The organism is Kitasatospora sp. NPDC057542 (assembly GCF_042801945.1).
Taxonomy (GTDB): domain Bacteria; phylum Actinomycetota; class Actinomycetes; order Streptomycetales; family Streptomycetaceae; genus Kitasatospora.
In genome coordinates, this window is record NZ_JBHVFE010000160.1 from 1 (window position 1) to 17,833 (window position 17,833).

At 76.7% G+C, this 17,833-nt stretch carries 14 protein-coding genes; 5 read left to right on the forward strand and 9 right to left on the reverse strand.

All coding sequences use genetic code 11. The annotated features are described in order from the left end of the window. Nucleotides 1–61: 61 nt before the first annotated feature. From ACFU7Y_RS20895 to ACFU7Y_RS20910, 4 genes are all read right to left on the reverse strand, one after another. Nucleotides 62–2,587 (reverse strand): FtsX-like permease family protein, encoded by a 2,526-nt coding sequence (locus ACFU7Y_RS20895; RefSeq protein WP_380769214.1) that lies wholly within the window; start codon nt 2,585–2,587, stop codon nt 62–64. Continuing rightward, complete coding sequence (locus ACFU7Y_RS20900; RefSeq protein WP_380769216.1) at nt 2,584–3,474, reverse strand: ABC transporter ATP-binding protein; 891 nt, start codon at nt 3,472–3,474, stop codon at nt 2,584–2,586. Before ACFU7Y_RS20900 ends, ACFU7Y_RS20895 begins: the two co-directional genes overlap by 4 nt. A 105-nt stretch (nt 3,475–3,579) precedes the next feature. Continuing rightward, nucleotides 3,580–4,374: an aminotransferase class IV gene (locus ACFU7Y_RS20905; RefSeq protein ID WP_224285050.1), complete on the reverse strand. Its 795-nt coding sequence runs from the start codon at nt 4,372–4,374 to the stop codon at nt 3,580–3,582. After that, nucleotides 4,367–5,347, reverse strand: a complete 981-nt coding sequence (locus ACFU7Y_RS20910) for a GNAT family N-acetyltransferase (RefSeq protein ID WP_224285049.1) — start codon at nt 5,345–5,347, stop codon at nt 4,367–4,369. The genes ACFU7Y_RS20905 and ACFU7Y_RS20910 overlap by 8 nt, the downstream gene beginning before the upstream one ends. A 181-nt stretch (nt 5,348–5,528) precedes the next feature. On the opposite strand from ACFU7Y_RS20910, the gene ACFU7Y_RS20915 reads away from it, so the two are divergent. Together ACFU7Y_RS20915 and ACFU7Y_RS20920 are read left to right on the forward strand one after the other, a co-directional pair. Beyond that, the gene (locus tag ACFU7Y_RS20915) at nt 5,529–6,815 is read left to right on the forward strand and encodes a glycosyltransferase 87 family protein (protein ID WP_380769219.1); all 1,287 of its coding nucleotides are present in this window, start codon (nt 5,529–5,531) and stop codon (nt 6,813–6,815) included. Next, a complete protein-coding gene (locus ACFU7Y_RS20920; protein ID WP_380769221.1) occupies nt 6,722–7,816 on the forward strand; it encodes a glycosyltransferase family 4 protein in 1,095 nt (364 codons plus the stop codon). Before ACFU7Y_RS20915 ends, ACFU7Y_RS20920 begins: the two co-directional genes overlap by 94 nt. On the opposite strand, the gene ACFU7Y_RS20925 is transcribed toward ACFU7Y_RS20920, so the two are convergent. The 4 genes from ACFU7Y_RS20925 to ACFU7Y_RS20940 form a co-directional block, all read right to left on the reverse strand. Next, a complete protein-coding gene (locus tag ACFU7Y_RS20925; RefSeq protein ID WP_224283505.1) occupies nt 7,788–8,150 on the reverse strand; it encodes a hypothetical protein in 363 nt (120 codons plus the stop codon). The genes ACFU7Y_RS20920 and ACFU7Y_RS20925 overlap by 29 nt on opposite strands. A gap of 48 nt (nt 8,151–8,198) precedes the next feature. Continuing rightward, complete coding sequence (locus tag ACFU7Y_RS20930) at nt 8,199–8,870, reverse strand: response regulator transcription factor (RefSeq protein ID WP_224283504.1); 672 nt, start codon at nt 8,868–8,870, stop codon at nt 8,199–8,201. Beyond that, nucleotides 8,855–10,171, reverse strand: a complete 1,317-nt coding sequence (locus ACFU7Y_RS20935; protein ID WP_224283507.1) for a sensor domain-containing protein — start codon at nt 10,169–10,171, stop codon at nt 8,855–8,857. Before ACFU7Y_RS20935 ends, ACFU7Y_RS20930 begins: the two co-directional genes overlap by 16 nt. Nucleotides 10,172–10,247: 76 nt before the next feature. Continuing rightward, on the reverse strand, nt 10,248–11,177 hold the full coding sequence (locus tag ACFU7Y_RS20940; protein WP_380769223.1) for a DMT family transporter: 930 nt from the start codon (nt 11,175–11,177) through the stop codon (nt 10,248–10,250). 133 nt (nt 11,178–11,310) lie between these two features. On the opposite strand from ACFU7Y_RS20940, the gene ACFU7Y_RS20945 reads away from it, so the two are divergent. Then, a complete protein-coding gene (locus tag ACFU7Y_RS20945; RefSeq protein WP_224283502.1) occupies nt 11,311–12,207 on the forward strand; it encodes a LysR family transcriptional regulator in 897 nt (298 codons plus the stop codon). 298 nt (nt 12,208–12,505) lie between these two features. Then, entirely contained in the window at nt 12,506–14,137 is a 1,632-nt protein-coding gene (locus tag ACFU7Y_RS20950; protein ID WP_380769225.1) for a translation initiation factor 2, read from the forward strand. 119 nt (nt 14,138–14,256) lie between these two features. Here the strand turns inward: ACFU7Y_RS20950 and ACFU7Y_RS20955 are convergent, their stop codons facing one another. Continuing rightward, a complete protein-coding gene (locus ACFU7Y_RS20955; RefSeq protein ID WP_224284771.1) occupies nt 14,257–16,308 on the reverse strand; it encodes an NB-ARC domain-containing protein in 2,052 nt (683 codons plus the stop codon). 197 nt (nt 16,309–16,505) lie between these two features. Here ACFU7Y_RS20955 and ACFU7Y_RS20960 point away from each other — a divergent pair, with 197 nt between their 5' ends. After that, entirely contained in the window at nt 16,506–17,780 is a 1,275-nt protein-coding gene (locus tag ACFU7Y_RS20960; RefSeq protein WP_224284770.1) for a carbohydrate-binding protein, read from the forward strand. Nucleotides 17,781–17,833 lie beyond the last annotated feature (53 nt).

Here is a 17,833-nt window from a genome sequence, read left to right on the forward strand (position 1 = left end):
TGAGCGATCCTCAAGGGCACGCCTCCCCGGCCTGTCGCAGCCCGCCGCTGCCGCGGCCCCCCTACTGCCGCGCCGCGCCCAGCGCCGCCGGCCGGGTCCGCAGCAGCGCCCGGGCCGGCAGCCCGGTCGCCCCGAGGCAGAGCAGCACGGCTCCGGCGGCCAGCGGCACGGCGAGCATCGGCGGCACGTACGGGGCGGAGTTGGCCACGCCCCGGGCGACCGGCACCAGCGTGACCCCGGCGATCACCGCGCCGACCGCCAGCCCGGTCGCGGCCACCAGCAGCGCCTCCCAGCGCATCATGCCGCGCACCTGGCGCCGGGTGGTGCCGGCCAGCCGCAGCAGCGCGACCTCGCGGCGCCGGTCCAGCACCGTCATCACCAGGGTGTTGGCGGCGCTGACGGCGGCGAACCCGCCGAGCACCGCGGCCATCACGGTGTTGGCCCAGCCGCTGAGCTCCAGGTCCTTGTCGGCCTGGGCGCCGAACCCGGCCCGGTCGGTCACCGCGGCCCCGGCCAGCCTGCCCAGCCCGGCGGCCACCGCCGCCGGGTCGGCGCCCGGCGCGTCGGCGACCAGCACCTGGCTGTCGTACCCGGCGGTGACGTGCGCGGCCACCGCGGCCCGGGGCAGCAGCGCCTGGCCGACGCCGAGCCCGCGGTCGTACACCGCGACCACGGCGGGCCGCACGGCGGTGCCGTCGCCGAGCCAGAGCGGCACCCGGTCGCCGACCTCGGCGCCGAGGGAGTCGGCCAGGGTGGCGCTCAGCGCGATGGTGTCGGGGGCGCGGCCGAGGTCGGCGAGCGCGCCGCTGCGCACGCCCAGGTCGAGCACCTCGGGCAGCCGGGCCGGGTCTCCGTCCACCCCGAGGACGGGGGCGGAGCCCAGCTGCTCGCCGTTCCTGTAGATCACTCCGGTGCGCAGCACGCCGACGGCGGTGTCCACGCCGGGCACTCCGGCCGCCCGCCCGGCCGTCCCGACGGGCAGGCCCGGGCCGGTGGCTCCGACCACGTGGTCGGCGGTGATGCCGGCCCGGACGTTCTCGCCGGTGGTGTGGCGCACGGTGGTCTGGAGGATCAGCAGGGTGCCGCAGAAGGCGGTGACCAGGACGATCGGGGTGATCGCGGAAGCCAGCCGACGGGCGTTGGCACGGGCGTTGTCGGCGGCCAGCGAGCCGGGCGCACCGCCGGCCCGCAGCGGGGCGCCGAGCACCGCGGCGGCGCCCCGGGCCAGCCAGGGGCCGAGCAGGGCGACGGCCATCATGAAGCACATCACGACGCCGAGGGCGGTCTGGGCGGCCTTGGTGCCGTCCAGGGCGGTGGCGACGGCGCCGGCCACGACACCGCCGGCGGTGAAGACCAGCCCGAGGACGGTGCGCACCTTGCCCGGGGGAGCCGGTTCGACGGCGGCCTCGCCGAGCGCCTGGGCGGCCCGCATCCGGGACGGCCGGCGGGCGGCCAGGAAGCCGGCGGTCAGCGCGGCGAGGGTGCAGGCGAGGACGGCGGCCAGCATCGGCAGCGGGCCGACGTCCAGACGGACGGCCGCGGGGATGGCGCCGCGCTCGACCAGCTGGCCGAACCACCAGCGGGCGAGGGCCAGTCCGGGCAGGATGCCGAGCGCCGCGGCGAGCGGCGCGACCAGCACCGCCTCGGCGGCGATGGTGCGGCGGATCTGGCGCGGGGTGGCGCCGATGGCGCGCAGCAGGGCGAACTCGCGGGCGCGCTGGCCGGTGGCGAGGGCGACGGTGCTCATCACCACGAAGATCGCGGTCATGGTGGCGTAGCCGCCGAAGCTGCCGCCGAGGGCCATCAGCAGGGTGCGGGCACCGCCCAGAGCCGGGTACTCGACGGCGCCCCGGTCGTCCCCGGTGAAGGTCTTGGCGTCGCCGCCGACGGCCTGGCGGACCTGTGCGGCCAGTGCGGCGGCGGTCACGCCCTCGCGGGGCTGCACGGCGATGGCGTCGATCCGGCCGGGGTGGCCGGAGAGGCGGTCGGCGGTGGCGTCGGCGAACCACGCGGTGGGGCCTGCCTGCTGGGCGGCGGCCAGACCGGAGACCCGGTAGTTCGCGGTGCCGCCGGGCGCGGTGAGCGTGAGGCTCGCGCCAGGCGCGAGATGGGCTGCACGCGCCGTGTCGGCGTCCAGCACGACCTCGGTCACGCCGGGCGCGCGGCCCTCCAGCAGTTGGTCGCCCGGCCCGGCGATGCCGAGCGCGGCGAAGCCCCGGCCGGTCAGGGCCGGCGCCTGCCCGGTGGCGGGCAGCGGGAAGGCGGTGTCCGGCCGGGCGGCCGCGACGCCGGGCAGCGCGGCCAGCCGGCCGACCAGCGCGGCGTCCGTCCGGGCCCGCTCCGGGGTGGCCTGTTCCTCGGTCTCGGTGTCCTCGCCGATCTTCCGCTGGATCTTCACCGCCTGGTCGGCCGCGACCACCACCGGGGCGGCGGCGTACCGGTCGGGCCGGACGCTCGCCGTCAGGCCGGTCTGCAGCAGCACCCCGCAGGCCACCACCACGGCGGCGCCCAGCAGCAGGGCGACCAGGGTGCCCACGAAGGACGCGGGCCGGAAGCGCACCGAGGCGCGTGCGAGTCCGTTCGTCATGCCGCCACTCCCACCGGGCGGGCGGTCAGCGCGACCATCCGGTCCGCGACGGCCTGCGGGCTCGGGTGCGGCAGGTCGTCCACGATCGCGCCGCCGGCCAGGAACAGCACCCGGTCGGCGAAGGAGGCCGCCACCGGGTCGTGGGTCACCATCACCACGGTCGCGCCGAGCGAGTCCACGGCCCGGCGCAGCAGGGCCAGCACCTCGTGCGCGGTCCGGGTGTCCAGCGCGCCGGTCGGCTCGTCGGCGAACACCACGTCGGGGCGGGTGATCAGCGCGCGGGCGATCGCCACCCGCTGCTGCTGACCACCGGACAGCTGGCCGGGCCGCCGCCGGGCGTGCTCGCCGAGGCCCACCCGCTCCAGCAACTCCCGTGCCCGGGCCCGGTCCTGGCGCTCCCCGGCGAGGCGCTGCGGGAGCAGCACGTTCTGCTCGACGGTGAGCGAGGGCAGCAGGTTGAAGGACTGGAAGACGAAGCCGATCCGGCTGCGGCGCAGCTTGGTGAGCCGGTTCTCGCTCAGCGCGGTGATGTCCTCGCCGCCGAGCCGGACCTGCCCGGAGTCCGGGCGGTCCAGGCCCGCCGCGCACTGGAGGAAGGTGGACTTGCCGGAGCCGGACGGGCCCATCACCGCGGTGAAGCTGCCGTGGCCGAGCGCCAGGTCGATCCCGCGCAGCGCCTGCACCGTCGCCTCGCCGCGCCCGTAGGTGCGGCGCACCCCGCGCAGCTCGACCGCCGGAGCCGCCGGCCGGGCGGCGCCGCCCGGGGCCGTGCCGTGAACGTCGGTGCCGTACGCATCGGTGCCGTATGCGTTGGCGCCGTACACGTCGGTGCCGTACGCATCGGTGCCGTACGCATCGGTCCTGCGGCGGTCTTGGCGGCGTGCCATGGATGGGCCTTCCTTCGGTTCTGCGTCGCTCGTCGTCGACGTGTTCCACCCTAGGAAGGACGGCTTCCGCGAACCATGCAGGTCACCGGCGGACCGTGGGTGGGGTTATCCCCCCACCGGTTCGGCGGGGATCCCCAGGTAGGCGGCGCGCAGTTCGGCGAGCACCGGGTGGTCGGGGTCGAAGGCGGTGCCGTCCACGGCCGCCAGCGGCCGCACCCCGACGCCCGCGTTCACCGCGAAGGCGGCGGTGAAGCGGTCCAGCCCGGCGGCGGGCAGCGGCTCGCGGGACTGCGGGCCCCGGTACGCGCCCGACAGCAGGGCCTCGGTCACGCCGGGCAGGCTCGGGCCCTGCGGCCAGACCAGCTCGTCCCCGGCCAGGAAGCCGGCGTTCCAGGTCGCGCCCTCGACCACCAGGCCGTCCTGGTCGACCAGCAACACGTCGTCGTAGCCAGCGAGTTGGGCCTGCCGACGGTGGTGCACCAGGCCGAACAGGCCGACGTGCTTCACCTCCGGCAGCTCCCGCCGGTACGCCACGGTGCGGACCCTCAGCGGGGCGGGCGCGGCCGCCACGGCCGGGCGGGTGGTCACCAGCAGGACGGGTGCGGCCGGGGCGGCGGGGCGCTCCAGGCCGAGCGCCGGGTCGTACACGGTCACCCGGACGGTCACCGGCGCACCGTCGGCGGGCAGCACCGCTCCGATCCGCTCCCGCACCACCGCCCGGTCCAGCTCGGCACCGAACAGCACCCGGCAGTCCCGGACCAGCCGGTCCAGGTGCAGCGCCAGACCGCGCACCCGGCCCGCCTCGGCGCGCAGGGTGGTGAAGTGCCCGTAGTTGAGCAGCCCCAGCGCGGCCAGCCGCGCCGGGTCGGCGGGGGCGCCGTCGATCTCGATCTCAGCCATCCCCCGAGTCTGCCAGCTGCGGGGACGGCGGCGAGGACAGCGGTGAGGACGGCGGCGGGGCGGGGTCCGGCAGCGGCACCGGGCGGTACGGGCTGACCATCCGCCGGCCCGCCGTCCGGGCCGCCCGCTCGAACTCCTCGATCCGGTACGCCAAGCCCTCCGGCTCCCCCGCGTCCGACCAGCGCCACGCCTCCGCCCACCACTGCGGGCCGCGCACCAGCGGCCGGCCGGCCAGCGCCAGGTACAGGGCCAGCGTGGAGCGGGCGTACTCGTGCACCCAGCCGTCGCAGCCCCGGTAGTCCGCCGTCTCGTCCAGCCGCAGCCAGCGGCCCTCCTGCCCCGCGGTCAGTATCGGCACCCAGCCGCGCAGCCGGTCGGCGACCAGCAGGAACAGCCGGCCGTCCTCCTCCCGTACCCGGTGCAGCGGGAGCTGCGGCATCCGGGCGAAGGACAGCGAACGCTTCCAGCCCACCACCCACAGGCCCCGGCGCAGGTAGTAGCGGACCGCCGGCTGCCATGACCAGTGCGCCTCCAGCCGGAACCCCGGCAGGCCCTCGGCGGTGGCCGCCGCGTACACCTCGTCCAGCGCGGCGGCGGCCAGCCCCCGGCCCCGCGCGGCCGGGGTCACGTAGAGGGAGGAGACGGCGAGCTGGCTCGGGCCCTTGGTCCAGTTGTCCACCGCGACGGTGCCCACCACGGCACCGGCGTCGTCCTGGATCCAGTAGCGCCGCCGGTACAGCTCCCCGCCCGGCCACTCTCGGCCGCTCTCCCCCAGCCGCTCCCGCCACCCGCGCTCCGCCTGCGGCGCCAGCCCGTCCGGGTCCACCGGCTCGCCCAGCTCGCCCTCCACCAGGGACGCCAAGTCCCAGAGCGCGAACCGCCGTTCCTCCCCCGGCCCGGCCGCCCGCAGCCGCGGCCCCGCTGCCAGCCGGTCCTGCGCCCGCTCCACCGCCGCACCCCACGACCTCAGCACACGGTGAGGATAGCGGGAAGGTCGGGACGAGCAGTAATCCGTCGACCACCGAACGTCAGCGCGGGCAGGGGGATGCGCAGTGCCGGCCCCACGCCACCGGCGGGCGGGGTAGGGGAAACCCGACCACAGGACTCGACTTGGCCGTGATGACCCCGCCGGCCTGCGCCGATGCAATGGAGGGGTGACGAAACGGGCGTGGTGGTGGTGCGGCGGGTGGGTGGTCGCGGCGGGGTGGGCGGGGGCGTTCCCGGTGGTGTCCGGGCTCGGGCCGCACCGGAGTTGGGGGGCCTGGGCGGCCTGCGGGTACCTGTCGGCGGCGCTCGCCGTGGTGCTGCTGCGGCGGCGCGGTCGTGAGGTGTCGGTGGCGGTCGCGGCCGTCGGGGCGGTGCTGGTGCCGCTGCTCGTGCTGGTGCCGGACGGGCGGGGGCAGAGCGAGGTCGGGGTGATCGAGCGCTCCGGGTCGCTGCTGCTGCACACCGGCACGCCGTACCTGGCCGACCCGCAGTCCGTCGCGGAGTACACCCCGTACCTCCCCGGGATGGCCCTGCTGGGCCTGCCCCGGGCTCTGCTGGGCGGTTCGCCGCTGGGCGACGCCCGGCTCTGGTGTGCGGCGGTGTTCCTGCTCTGCGTGCTGCGGACGGTACCCGTCGGGCACCGGCTCGGCGCCGCCGCGCTCACCGCCTCACCAGTGGTCGCGCTGCCGCTCTGCGTCAGCGGGGTCGACCTGCCGCTCACCGGCCTCTGTTGGCTCGCCCTGGTCCGCGCCGCCGAACGGCGGCCGGTGGCGGCCGGGTTGGCGCTGGCCGCCGCCTGCTCGCTGAAGTGGACGGCCTGGCCCGCGCTCGCCGTGGTGGCGGCCCTGCTGGCGGCTTCCGCCGGACGGCGCGCGGCGCTGCGCGGGGCGGCCGTCGCGGTGGGGGCTGCGGCGGTGGCGGTGCTGCCGGTGGCACTGCGCGCGCCGGGGCCGCTGGTGGAGCAGGTGTTCGCCTTCCCCACCGGGCGCGGCCGGCTGCCGACCCCGGCCGCCAGCCCGCTGCCCGGGCGGCTGCTCGCCGACCTCGGTGCGCCCGGCTGGTACGCCGCCGTCGCCCTGCTGCTGCTCGCCGGGCTCGCCGTCGGGGCCTCGCTGCTCACCCACCCGCCGCGCACCGCGGCCGCGGCGGCGCACCGGCTGGCCCTGGGGCTGTCGGCGGCCTTCCTGCTGGCGCCCGCCGGGCGGTTCGGCTACCTCGCGCTGCCGCTCGTCCTCGTCCTGCTCCCCGTTCCGAAAGCCTTCCCGCTCTCCGCTCCGAAAGGCCTGCCATGGGCACCACCCTCGTCGTCACCAACGACTTCCCGCCGCGCCAGGGCGGAATCGAGACCTTCGTCAAGGCCATGGCCGACCGCGTCCCCGGCCACGACGTCGTGGTCTACACCTCGGCCGAACCGGGCGCGGAGCGCCACGACGCCGCTCTCCCCTACCCGGTGATCCGCGACCGCGCGCGCACCCTGCTGCCGACCCCGCGGGCCACCCGCCAGGCCGCCGGGATAGCCCGGGCGCACGGCTGCGACCGGGTGTGGTTCGGCGCCGCCGCACCGCTCGCCGCGATGACGCCGGGGCTGCGGCGGCTGGCGCCCGGCATCCGCCGCACCGTCGCCACCACGCACGGCCACGAGATCTGGTGGGCCCGCACGCCGGGCGCCCGCGGCCTGCTGCGCCGGATCGGCCGCAGCTCGGACGTGGTGACCTACCTCGGCGCCTACACCCGTGCCCGGATCGCCCCCGCGCTCGGGCCGGACGCCCGGCTGGCGCGCCTGGTACCGGGGGTCGACCCGTCGGTCTTCCGGCCGGCCACCGCCACCGGCGCGTCCGGCGCCCCGGTCGTCCTGTGCGTGGCACGGCTTGTCCCGCGCAAGGGCCAGGACGTACTGATCCGCGCGCTGCCCGCGATCCGCCGGGCCGTGCCCGGGACCACCCTGGTGCTGGTCGGCCGGGGCCCGGACGAGGACCGGCTGCGGGGCCTCGCCCGCCGGCTCACCGAGCCGGGCAGCGTGGTGTTCACCGGCGGCCTCGGCCACGCGGGGACGGCCGTCCACTACGCCGCGGCGGACGTCTTCGCGATGCCGTGCCGCACCCGTCGGCTGGGGCTGGAGGCCGAGGGCCTCGGCATCGTCTACCTGGAGGCGGCCGCCGCCGGCCTCCCGGTGGTGGCCGGCCGCTCCGGCGGCGCCCCGGACACCGTCCTGGACGGCGTCACCGGCACGGTCGTCGACGGCCGCTCCCCCGCCGAGGTGGCCGCCGCCCTGACCCGGATCCTGCTCGCCCCGCCCGCCGAGCGCGCCCGGACGGGGGCGGCGGGGCGGCGCTGGGCCGAGGAGCACTGGACCTGGGAGTCCTCGGCACGGCGGCTCACCGACCTGCTGGACCCCGAGGTACCCCTGCCCGGCGCGACCGCCCCGGTCAATCCGGCTGCCCCCGCAGGTGCCTGACCAGCCGTGCGATCGCGGGCGCCCCGCCGTTGGCGCGCACCGCCGTCACCCAGTTCCTTGCCTGGCCCGGCAGGTCGTCCCGGCTCGGGCAGGAGAAGCTGAACAGCCAGACGTGGGCGGACAGATCGCGCTCCGGCAGCGCCCGCCACTCCTCGCCCCCGGCCTCGGCCAGCACGTCCAGGCAGGCCGCCAGCGCCTGGTCGCCGTCCCCGTCCCACTCCTGCCGCAGCCACAGCAGGAAGTTCGTCTGGGCCGTCGTGCTGTCGTCCTTGGTCGCCTCGCCCTTGAGCAGTCGGTTGACGATTGCGCTCTGCGGTTCCCGTGTCCTCGCCATGACGCCATCGTTCCGGCACCGAAACCACCGTGACAAGTGGGTGGATCGTCACCCGGCCGGCCGCTCACCGCCCCGCAGGTGCGCCAGCACGGCGAGCACCCGCCGGTTGCCCTCCGTCGGGTCCAGGTCCAGCTTCGTGAAGATGTTCCCGCAGTGCTTCACCACCGAGGCCTCGGTGATGCTCAACCGGCCCGCCACGGCCTGGTTGTTGAGGCCCTCGGCCATCAGCGCGAGCACCTCGCGTTCACGCGGGGTGAGTCGGGCCAGCGGGCGGTCGGCGGACTGGCCGCGCAGCAGCACCCGGACCACCTCGGGGTCGATCACCGTCTCCCCGTCGGCGACCCGCCGCAGCGCGTCCAGGAAGTCCGCGACGTCGCCGACCCGGTCCTTCAACAGGTACCCCAGACCGGCCGGTTGGGCGCCGGCGGCGGCGAGCAGCCGGGTCGCGTACGGGGTGGCCACGTACTGGGAGAGGACCAGGACGGGCAGGCCCGGGTGGCGCTCGCGCAGGGCGAGGGCGGCGCGCAGGCCCTCGTCGGTGTGGTCGGGGGGCATCCGGACGTCGGTGACCACGATGTCCGGCCGGTCGGCGTCCACGGCCGCGGCCAGCGCCCCGGCGTCGCCGACGGCGGCGGTCACCCGGTGGCCGCCGAGCGCGAGGAGTTCGACGAGTCCGGCGCGCAGCAGCACCGCGTCCTCGGCGATCACGACCCGGAGCACGGGACCTCCAGCCGCAGCGTCGTCGGGCCGCCCGTCGGGCTCGTCACCATCAGCCGTCCTCTCAGCAGTGCCACCCGGTCGGCGAGTCCCGCCAGTCCGGCCCCGGCGGCCGGGTCCGCCCCGCCGCGCCCGTCGTCGGTCACCTGGACGACCAGCCGGCCACCCGCGAGCCGCCCGTGGACGGTGATCGCGGTGGCACCGCTGTGCTTGGCCGCATTGGTGAGCGCCTCGGTGACGGTGAAGTAGGCGGTGGTCTCCACGGGGGCGGGCAGCCGCTCCGGGAGCTCGATGTCGGTGGCCACCGGGATCGGGTGGCGCTGCGCGACCTCGTCGACGGCGGCGGCGAGCCCGTGGTCGGTGAGCACCTGCGGGTGGATGCCGCGCACCAGTTCGCGCAGCTGCTCCAGCGCCTGCCGGGCCTCGCCGCGCGCCCGGGTGACGAGTTCGGCGGCCCGGGCGTCCCGGGCGCCCTCGCCGCGGGCCTCCCGGCCACCGCCCCCGGCCCCCTCCTGGCCGCGCAGCTCGTACTCGGCGAGTCCGAGGGTCATGCTGAGCGCGACCAGCTGCTGCTGCGCGCCGTCGTGCAGGTCGCGCTCGATCCGGCGCCGCTCGGCCTCGAAGGCGTCGGCCAACCGGGCGCGGGAGCGGGTGAGTTCGAGCACCTGACGGCCGAGGTCGTCCTCCCGGGGCCCGAGCAGGAAGCGGGCCAGCGCGACCTCGGCACAGGCCAGCAGCGCCCCGACGTACGCGCAGAGCAGCAGGCCGGCCAGCCCGGCGGCGGCGAACGGCAGGGCGGCGAGCGGCCCGGGGACGGCGTGCCCGGGGACGAGCATCACGGTCTCCGGAGCGAGCGCCCAGACCACCAGCGGGGAGATCACGTACAGGCCGGAGAACACCAGCAGCGCGGTGAAACCGAGCGAGGCGGCGGCCAGCACGGTCGAGACGAGCACGGCGTGGGCGAGTTCGCGCCAGGTGGCCCGCTCGCGCAACCGGGTGCGGATCCGGGCGCGGCGGCCCGCCCCGGGCAGGCTCCGGTGCGGGTCGGACAGGGGGAACGGCTCGACCAACCGCAGCCGCCACCGGGCCACGGCCGCTGCGGGGATGCCCGCGAGCGCCAGGGCGAGCAGCACCGGCAGCCCGACGCCGACCACCGACAGCCCCGCACCGAGCACCAGCAGCGCCGCGAGGACCGCCAGCAGCACCGGCCCGAACAGCGCGCCGCCGAGCAGGTACGCCCAGCAGCGCGGCACCCAGCGGGTGAACGGGAAGCGCAGCGGGTTCGCCCGCAGTGCCTCGCCCACGGACGTCGGCTGCTGCTCCCCCTCGCTGGTCCCCGCGCTGGTCCGCCCGCCGCTCCCCTCGCTCACCCGATCCACCCTAGCCGACCGGCTGACGGCCCTTCGGGTCCTCGGCCTGCTGCACGGTCCGGGCCCGGCGCGGCCTGGTCAGCGCGACGGCCACGATCACCAGCGCGCCGCCGGCCAGGGCGTTCCAGCCCACCGGCTCGTGCAGGAAGGCCGCGCCGAGGGCGGTGGACCACAGCGGGGTCACATAGGTGACCGCGGAGGCCACCGTCGTGCCCGCCGACCGGACCAGGCCCAGGTTGAGCAGGTAGGCCAGGCCCGTCCCGAGCGCGCCGAGCACCAGCAGGGCGGCGGACGCGGCGTGGCCGGGCCAGTGCGGGGCACCCGCGGCGAGCGGGGCGATCAGGGCCAGCTCGGCCGCGGCGCAGCCGATCTGGAGTGCGGAGAGGGTGGTCACCGACTCCGGGCGGCCGGACAGGAAGCGGCGCAGGTAGGCGAAGCCGGCGCCGTAGCAGCAGGCGGCGGCCAGGCAGGCCAGCGCGCCGGCGGTCGCCCCGGCGCCGAGGCCGCGCCAGACCCCGAGCACGGTGAGCACGCCGAGGAAGCCGAGCCCGAGGCCGGCCAGCCGGCGGGCGCCCGGGTGGCGCTCCTCGGGGACGGTGAGCACCGCGAACAGCAGGGTGAACAGCGGGGTGGTCGCGTTCATCACCCCGGCGAGCACCGAGCTGACCCTGGTCTCGCCGAAGGAGAACAGGGTGAACGGCACGGTGTTGAGCAGCACCGCGACCACGGCCGAATGCCCCCACAGCGCCCGATCGCGCGGGGCCCGCTCGCCGCGCAGCAGCAGGACCGCCCACAGCGTGACGGCACCGAACAGGCAGCGCCACAATGCCACCCACACCGGCGGCACCCCCGCGTCGACCGCCACCTTGATCAGGGCGAAGCTCGCGCCCCAGATCACCGACAGGGCCACGAAGCCCGGCAGCCAGCGCCGCACTCCCACCACCTCCGTCCTCGCACTGCTCGCGTGTTCGCGTGTTCGCGTGTTCGCGTGTTCGCTTGTCGCTGGACAGAGCGTGGCCCGGCCCGGAGCATGAGTCCAACAAGTGGTAGCCCGTTCGTGATGAGGAAGTCTCATGACCCCGGACATCAACCTGGCCCAGCTCAGGGCACTGGTCGCGGTCGCCGACACCGGCGGCTTCAGCGCGGCCGCCGACGAGCTGGGCATCAGCCAGTCCGCGGTCTCGCACGCCGTCGCCGCGCTGGAGCGGAACCTCGGCGCGCCCGTGCTGCGGCGCGGGAACCCGTGCCGCCCCACCCCGCTGGGTGAGCAGGTCCTGCCGCACGCCCGGACCGCCGTCGCCTCGGCCGCCGCCGTCCGCGCCATCGCCACCCGGCACTCCGGCGGCCTGACCGGCACGGTACGCCTGGCGGCGCCGACCACCGTCTGCCAGGCGCTGCTGCCCGGGCTGCTGCAGGACTGGCGGGCGGCCTACCCGCAGGTGACCGTCCGGGTCTTCGAGGGCGAGGACGAGGAGCTGGCGGCCTGGCTGGAGGCGGGCACGGTGGACGCCGCCGTGCTGGTGGACGCCGGGCCGCTGCCGCCCGGGGCAGTCGCGCTCGGCGCCGACTCGATGCACGCGCTGTTGCGCCGCGACCACCCGCTCGCCGGTCAACCATCCATCCACGTAGCCGAGTTGGAGGACGACGACTTCCTGCTCTCGGAGGGCGGCTGCGAACGCCACATCCGCGAGGCCTACCGGCGGGCCGGCGCCCGCTTCACGCCCCGGCACCGCATCCGCGACCTGAACACCCTGATCGGCATGGTGCACGCGGGCGTCGGGGTCTCGGTGATGCCCGCGCTGGCGCTGACCATGCTCCCGGCCGAGTGCGTACTGGTCCCGATCCGGCCCACCGTCCACCGGACGCTGTCGCTGACCGGGCCGGCCGGCCGCCCGTGGTCCCCGGCGGTCAGCGGGCTGCTGGCGGGGGTGGAGGCCGGGGTCGGGGCGAAGGCCGGGGCCGGGGTCTGACCTGCCGCAACCGTTCCCGCACGGGTCGCGTGGACTCACCTGCGCGACAGACGGGGCGTCCGGCGAGAGGGAGCGGCGGGGCGGGTTTCGCCGGACCACACCGTCTGCACGCCCTGGCGGATACCATCGCCCCCATGCCCCCGCAGGACCACCCCGACCGCGCCGAGCCGGTGCCGCCGCACCGTCGCCGAGGGGCGCTGAGGTGTGGTACGGGACCGTCGGCCCAGCCAGCCAGCCAGCCAGCCAGCCAGCCAGCCAGCCACGTAGCGCCCCGCGCAGCCCGGACTCCCCCGCCGAGGTGCTGTTCGCCGTGCGCTCGGCCGCCGCGCTGCACCGGCTGCTCGACCTGCTGCCCGCCTTCGAGGGTGACGACCGGGTCCGCTGCCGCTTCACCCTCGTGCCCGGCTCAGACTTCGCCGCCGACGCGCTCGCGGCCGTGGACGCCGCCGGGGCGCGCTGCATCCCGTGGGCCGAGGCCCTCGCCGGCCGGCACGACCTGATCCTCACCGCCAGCCCCAAGGGCGCGCTCGGCGGCCTGCGCGGTCGGCAGGTGCTGCTCCCGCACGGCGCGGGCTTCAACAAGGCGCTGGCGCGGGAGGGCTCGCCGGAGCTGCCGTCCGGCCTCGACCCGGCGTTCCTGCTCAGCGGCGGCAGCCCCACCGCCGCCCTGCACGCCCTCGCCCACCCCGACCAGATCGAACGGCTGGCCGCCCGGCTGCCCGACGCCCGGCGGCACGCCATCGTCGCCGGGGATCCGACGCTCGACCGGATCCTGGAGTCCCTGGACCGGCGCGAGGCCGTCCGCGCCGCGCTCGGCACCGGCGGGCGGCGGCTGGTGGTGCTCTCCTCCACCTGGGGACCGCAGTCGCTGCTCGCCCGCCGACCCGGCCTGCCCGCCGAACTCGCCGCCCGGCTGCCGTACGACGGGTACCAGCTGGCGCTGATCGTCCACCCCAACGAGTACAGCCGGACCGGCTCCTTCGACCTGTCCCGGCGGCTGCGCCCCGCGCTGGACGCCGGGTTGATGCTCGCGGCGCCGTACGAGGAGTGGGCGGCCCTGCTCGTCGCCGCGGACGTCCTGGTCACCGACCACGGCTCGGTGGCGCTCTACGCCGCCGCGCTGGACCTGCCGGTGGTGGCGGCCTGCGACGGCGCCGACGAGCTGGTCCCCGGCAGCCCGATGGCCCGGCTGCTCGCCGCCGTACCGCGTCTGGACCCGGTGGACCCGGCGCCGTGCCTGTCGGAACGGCCAGGCCGCACCCGCCGGTTCGCCGAACGGGCCTTCGCGCGCACCGGACGGTGCCTGGAGACGCTGCGGCCCGAGCTGTACAAGCTGCTCGGTCTGGTCCCGCCGCCGTACCCCGTGCGGCCGCGCCCGCTGCCGGTGCCCGAGCACGCCCCGCAGGCCCCGGCCGCGTTCGCCGTCCGGGCGTCCACCGACCGTGATCCGATCACCGTCGAACGGCTCCCGCCCTGGACGGACCTGCCCTTCCACCACCTCGCCGCCGAGTACGGCCGGGCCGGCACCCGCGCGCTCCAGAGCGCCGCCCTGATCTACCGCCGCGCCGACGCCCCGGCCGCGCGAACCGGCTGGCACCACGAGTACCGGACCGCCGCCGACTGGACGGCCGAGGTCTTCGAGGAGCATCCGAACTGCCGCACGGCCGCCGTGCTCCTCTCCCCCGCCACCGCCCTGCTGCGCCGCGACGGCGGCGCCCCGGTCGGCGTCCACGTGGCCGCCGACCGCTCCGGCGGTCGCGTCCGCCGCACCGACCCGGCCGCCGCCCTGTCCGCCGTCCACACCTGGCTCGCCGCCCGCCCGGACGCCCTGCGCACCCTCCCCGCCACCCTGACCGCTCGCCTCGGCAGCACGACGCACCGCATCCGGCTGGCACCCGCCACCGACGCCGAGTCGGACCACCCGGTCTGACCCGCTCGGTCCCGCCCGTCCGGCGGACGGTACGGCGGCGCGGGCCCGCCCCCCTGCGCGTCCGACCGGCCGACGGCCGCCACCGGCGCAGCGCGGCCGTCAGGCACGCGGGGCCTGTCCTACCCCCGCAGGCGCTCCGCCTCCGCCCGGTAGCCGGCCGCCCGCTCGGCCTCGCCGAGCTCCTGGTGGAAGTCCGCCAGCGCGTCCAGGACCCGCAGTTCGTCCGCGGCCGAGTGCCGGGCGCGGGCACCGTCGAGGGCGGCCCGGTAGTGCGGCGCGGCCTCCTCCGGCCGACCGGCCGCGCGCAGGGCGGTGGCGAGTTCGAAGGCGGTGCGGGAGGCCATCCGGGCCCGCCGGAGCTCGGTGGCGACCCGGTGCGCCTCGGTGAGCAGGGTGACGGCACGGCCGGGGTCGCCGAGGGCGAGGGCGGCACGGCCGAGCAGGTAGGTCTGGAGCATCGCGCCGTAGGTGTTGCCGATGGCGAGGTGCTCGGCGCGGGCCGCCTCGAAGTCGGGAACGGCGGCGGCCCAGTCGCCCTGGACGGAGGCCAGCTTGCCGCGGAACTCGACTGCGGAGGCGCGGAGCTTGCGCTCCGGCTCGGTGGAGCCGAGCAGTTCGGCGCGGTGGACGGCGCCCCGCAGCTGCTCGGCGGCCTCCTGGTAGCGGCGCTGTTCCCAGAGCGGGCGGGCGAGCTGGCAGCGCATCCGGACGGCGGCGAGCGGGTCCTCGGACCGGTCGGCGCCGGCGACGCCGAGGGTGAAGGCGTCGATCACGTCGGCGTAGTGCTGGTGGTCGAGGAAGTGCGTCCACAGCGGTTCGCACAGGGCGACGGCGTCGGCGTCCAGGCCGTCCTCGTGGGCGATGCGCACGCAGCCGTACAGGGCGAGGTGCTCGCGCTCCAGCCAGTGCAGGGCCTCGTGCGGGGAGGCGAACGACAGGTCGGGCGTCTCGGCGAGCCCCGGCTCGTCGACCGGGGGCCGGGCCACCACCAGGCGCGGACCGGCCGCGACCAGGTCCGCGTGGGCGGCCTGCCGCCGGTACCAGCGGACCAGGCGGCGCCGAGCGGCCGGGACGTCCTCGGCGGAGCCTTGGGACCGCCGCGCGGCATGCCCGCGGATCAGGTCGTGCAGCCCCCGTCCGTCGGGCCGCGACAGCAGCAGTCCGGCCTCGTCCAGTTCCTCCAGTGCGTCCTGCGCGGTCTGTGCGCCGCCGCCCAGCAGGGCCGCGGCCGCCCCGACCGTGACCACCGGCCCCGGGTGGTGCGGCAGCAGCCGGTAGAGCCGGGCCGCCCCGGGGCTCAGGCTCGCGTACGCGGCGTCCCAGACGGCTTCCACCACGGGCACTCCCTCCCGGTCCAGCTCGGCCGTCAACTCCTCCATGAGCCTGCGCAGTTCGCGGTTGCGGTAGCGGCGCACCCAGCGCCCGGCGACGTGCAGCGCGGCGGGCAGCCCGGCGCAGCGGCGGGCGAGTTCGGCGGCGGCCTCGGGGTCTGCGGCGAGCCGGGGGTCGGAGACGGTGGCGCGCAGCAGGCCGGTGGCGTCCTCGCCGTCGAGCGGGCCGAGGGGCAGTTCGACGGCGCGGGTGCCGTCGAGGTCGTGGAGGCGGCCGTGGCTGGTGACGATGACGATGCCGCCGGCCGAGGAGGGCAGCAGTGGCAGCACCTCGGCGCCGCTGCGGGCGTTGTCGAGGACGAGCACCAGGCGCTTGTCCTGGCTGGCGGTCCAGTAGCGGCGGCGCCGGTCGGCGTAGCCGGGCGGGAGCACCGCATCGGGGTCGAGGCCCCGGGTCAGCTCGCCGAGGGCGTCGGCGAGCTCGACGACGCCGTCCCGCCGCAGGTCGTCGAGGTCGAGGTGGAGGATGCCGTCCGGGCAGCGGCCGTGCTCGCGCAGGGAGCGGGCGAGCCGGAAGCCGAGGGCGGTCTTGCCGATGCCGCCCATGCCGCTGAGGGCGACCACCAGCGGGCCGCCGGCCTCGGGCGCCTCGGACGTGGCGGCGAGGACCTGCTCCTGCTCGCCGGTCCGGTCGGCGAAGTGGGGCAGTTCGGGCGGCAGCTGCCAGGGGATTTCGGGCGGCGCCTGCTGGGTCAGGTTCAGTTGCTCGATGGTGTGCGCCTGGATGATGGCGCCGGCGCGCACCTGCCCGTCCACGCGGTTCGTGTTCTCCTTGGCCACCCGTCAACTCTAGGGCCTGCCGGCCGGCCGGACGCGGCTTGACCTCTTTGGGGTTGACCACCCTCCGCGAGAGGTCTATACCAGTGAGGGCCTTCGGCAACTACCCGCCGCCGACGGCCCGTTCGGCCGCCACGCCACCCCCACACCCGGCGCGAGCAGGCCTCCTCCCCCACTGCCGGTTCCTGGAAGGGCTTCCCATGGAACGCGCTCATACCCCACAGCACACCGCACGGCCTCCGCTCGGGCGCCGCGCCGCGCTCGCCGTGGCCGGCACGCTCGGCCTGGTCGCCGGCGGCGTCGCCGCCCTGGCGGGCACCGGTTCCGCCGCCGCGGACACCGACGGCGCCACCACCGCCGGAGGGCTCGGCAGCAACTGGTACGCCTCGGCGCCGTACCTGATGCCCGAGGACAACAGCCCGCCGGACGCCGCCGCCGTCATGGACGCCACCGGTCAGAAGGCCTTCCAGCTGGCGTTCGTCCTGGCCCAGGGCAACAGCTGTTCGCCCGCCTGGGGCGGCACCTCCTCCATCGACACCGACACCACCATGCCGGGCGTCATCCAGACCGTCCGCGGCAAGGGCGGGGACGTCTCGGTGTCGGTCGGCGGGTACGGCGGCACCAAGCTGGGCCAGGTCTGCGGCACCCCCGAGGCGACCGCCGCCGGCTACCAGAAGGTGATCACCAAGTACGGCCTCAAGGCGATCGACTTCGACCTGGAGGAACCGGAGTACGAGAACACCGCGGCCATCCACAACGAGATCGGCGCGGCGAAGATCCTCCAGCAGAACAACCCCGGCCTGTACGTCTCGATCACCACCGCCGGCACCAACGCGGGAACCGGCTGGTTCGGCACCCAGATGCTGGGCGAGGCCAAGTCGCAGGGCTTCACGCCGGACAACTACTCGATCATGCCGTTCGACGGCGGCTTCAACGGCGCCGCGGCGCAGACCGACGCGCTGGTGAAGTTCAACGCGATCCTCCAGACCACCTTCGGCTGGAACGAGGCCACCGCGTACGCCCACGAGGGCGTGTCGCTGATGAACGGCCGCACCGACGCCGCCGAGTACTTCCACCAGTCCGACTTCCAGACCGTGCTGGACTTCGCCACCGCGCACGGCCTGGCCCGGTACACCTACTGGTCGGTCAACCGGGACCGCCAGTGCGCGGGCAACGTCGACCCGGGGCTGTCCGGCTCCTGCTCCAGCGTGGTGCAGAACGACTGGGACTTCACCCGGTACACGGTGAAGTTCGCCGGGGCGACCCCGCCCACCACGACCCCGAGCTCCTCGCCGACCGGCCCGGGCACCCCGGGCGCCTGCACCGCCCCGGCGTGGAGCGCGAGCACCACCTACAACGGCGGCGCCAAGGTCTCGTACAACGGGCACGCCTACCACGCCAAGTGGTGGACGCTGAACGAGGTGCCGAGCGCCAGTGGCCAGTGGGGCGTCTGGGCCGACGACGGGCCCTGCTGACGGAACCTCGTCCCGCTGCGGGCGGGGGCCCGGGGTCTCACGACCCCTGGGCC

Coding starts and splice junctions, on each gene's coding strand:
- ACFU7Y_RS20895 (WP_380769214.1), bottom strand. CDS start 2,587: ATGACGAACGGACTCGCACGCGCCTCGGTGCGCTTCCGGCCCGCGTCC.
- ACFU7Y_RS20900 (WP_380769216.1), bottom strand. CDS start 3,474: ATGGCACGCCGCCAAGACCGCCGCAGGACCGATGCGTACGGCACCGAT.
- ACFU7Y_RS20905 (WP_224285050.1), bottom strand. CDS start 4,374: ATGGCTGAGATCGAGATCGACGGCGCCCCCGCCGACCCGGCGCGGCTG.
- ACFU7Y_RS20920 (WP_380769221.1), top strand. CDS start 6,722: ATGGCCGACCGCGTCCCCGGCCACGACGTCGTGGTCTACACCTCGGCC.
- ACFU7Y_RS20925 (WP_224283505.1), bottom strand. CDS start 8,150: ATGGCGAGGACACGGGAACCGCAGAGCGCAATCGTCAACCGACTGCTC.
- ACFU7Y_RS20945 (WP_224283502.1), top strand. CDS start 11,311: ATGACCCCGGACATCAACCTGGCCCAGCTCAGGGCACTGGTCGCGGTC.
- ACFU7Y_RS20960 (WP_224284770.1), top strand. CDS start 16,506: ATGGAACGCGCTCATACCCCACAGCACACCGCACGGCCTCCGCTCGGG.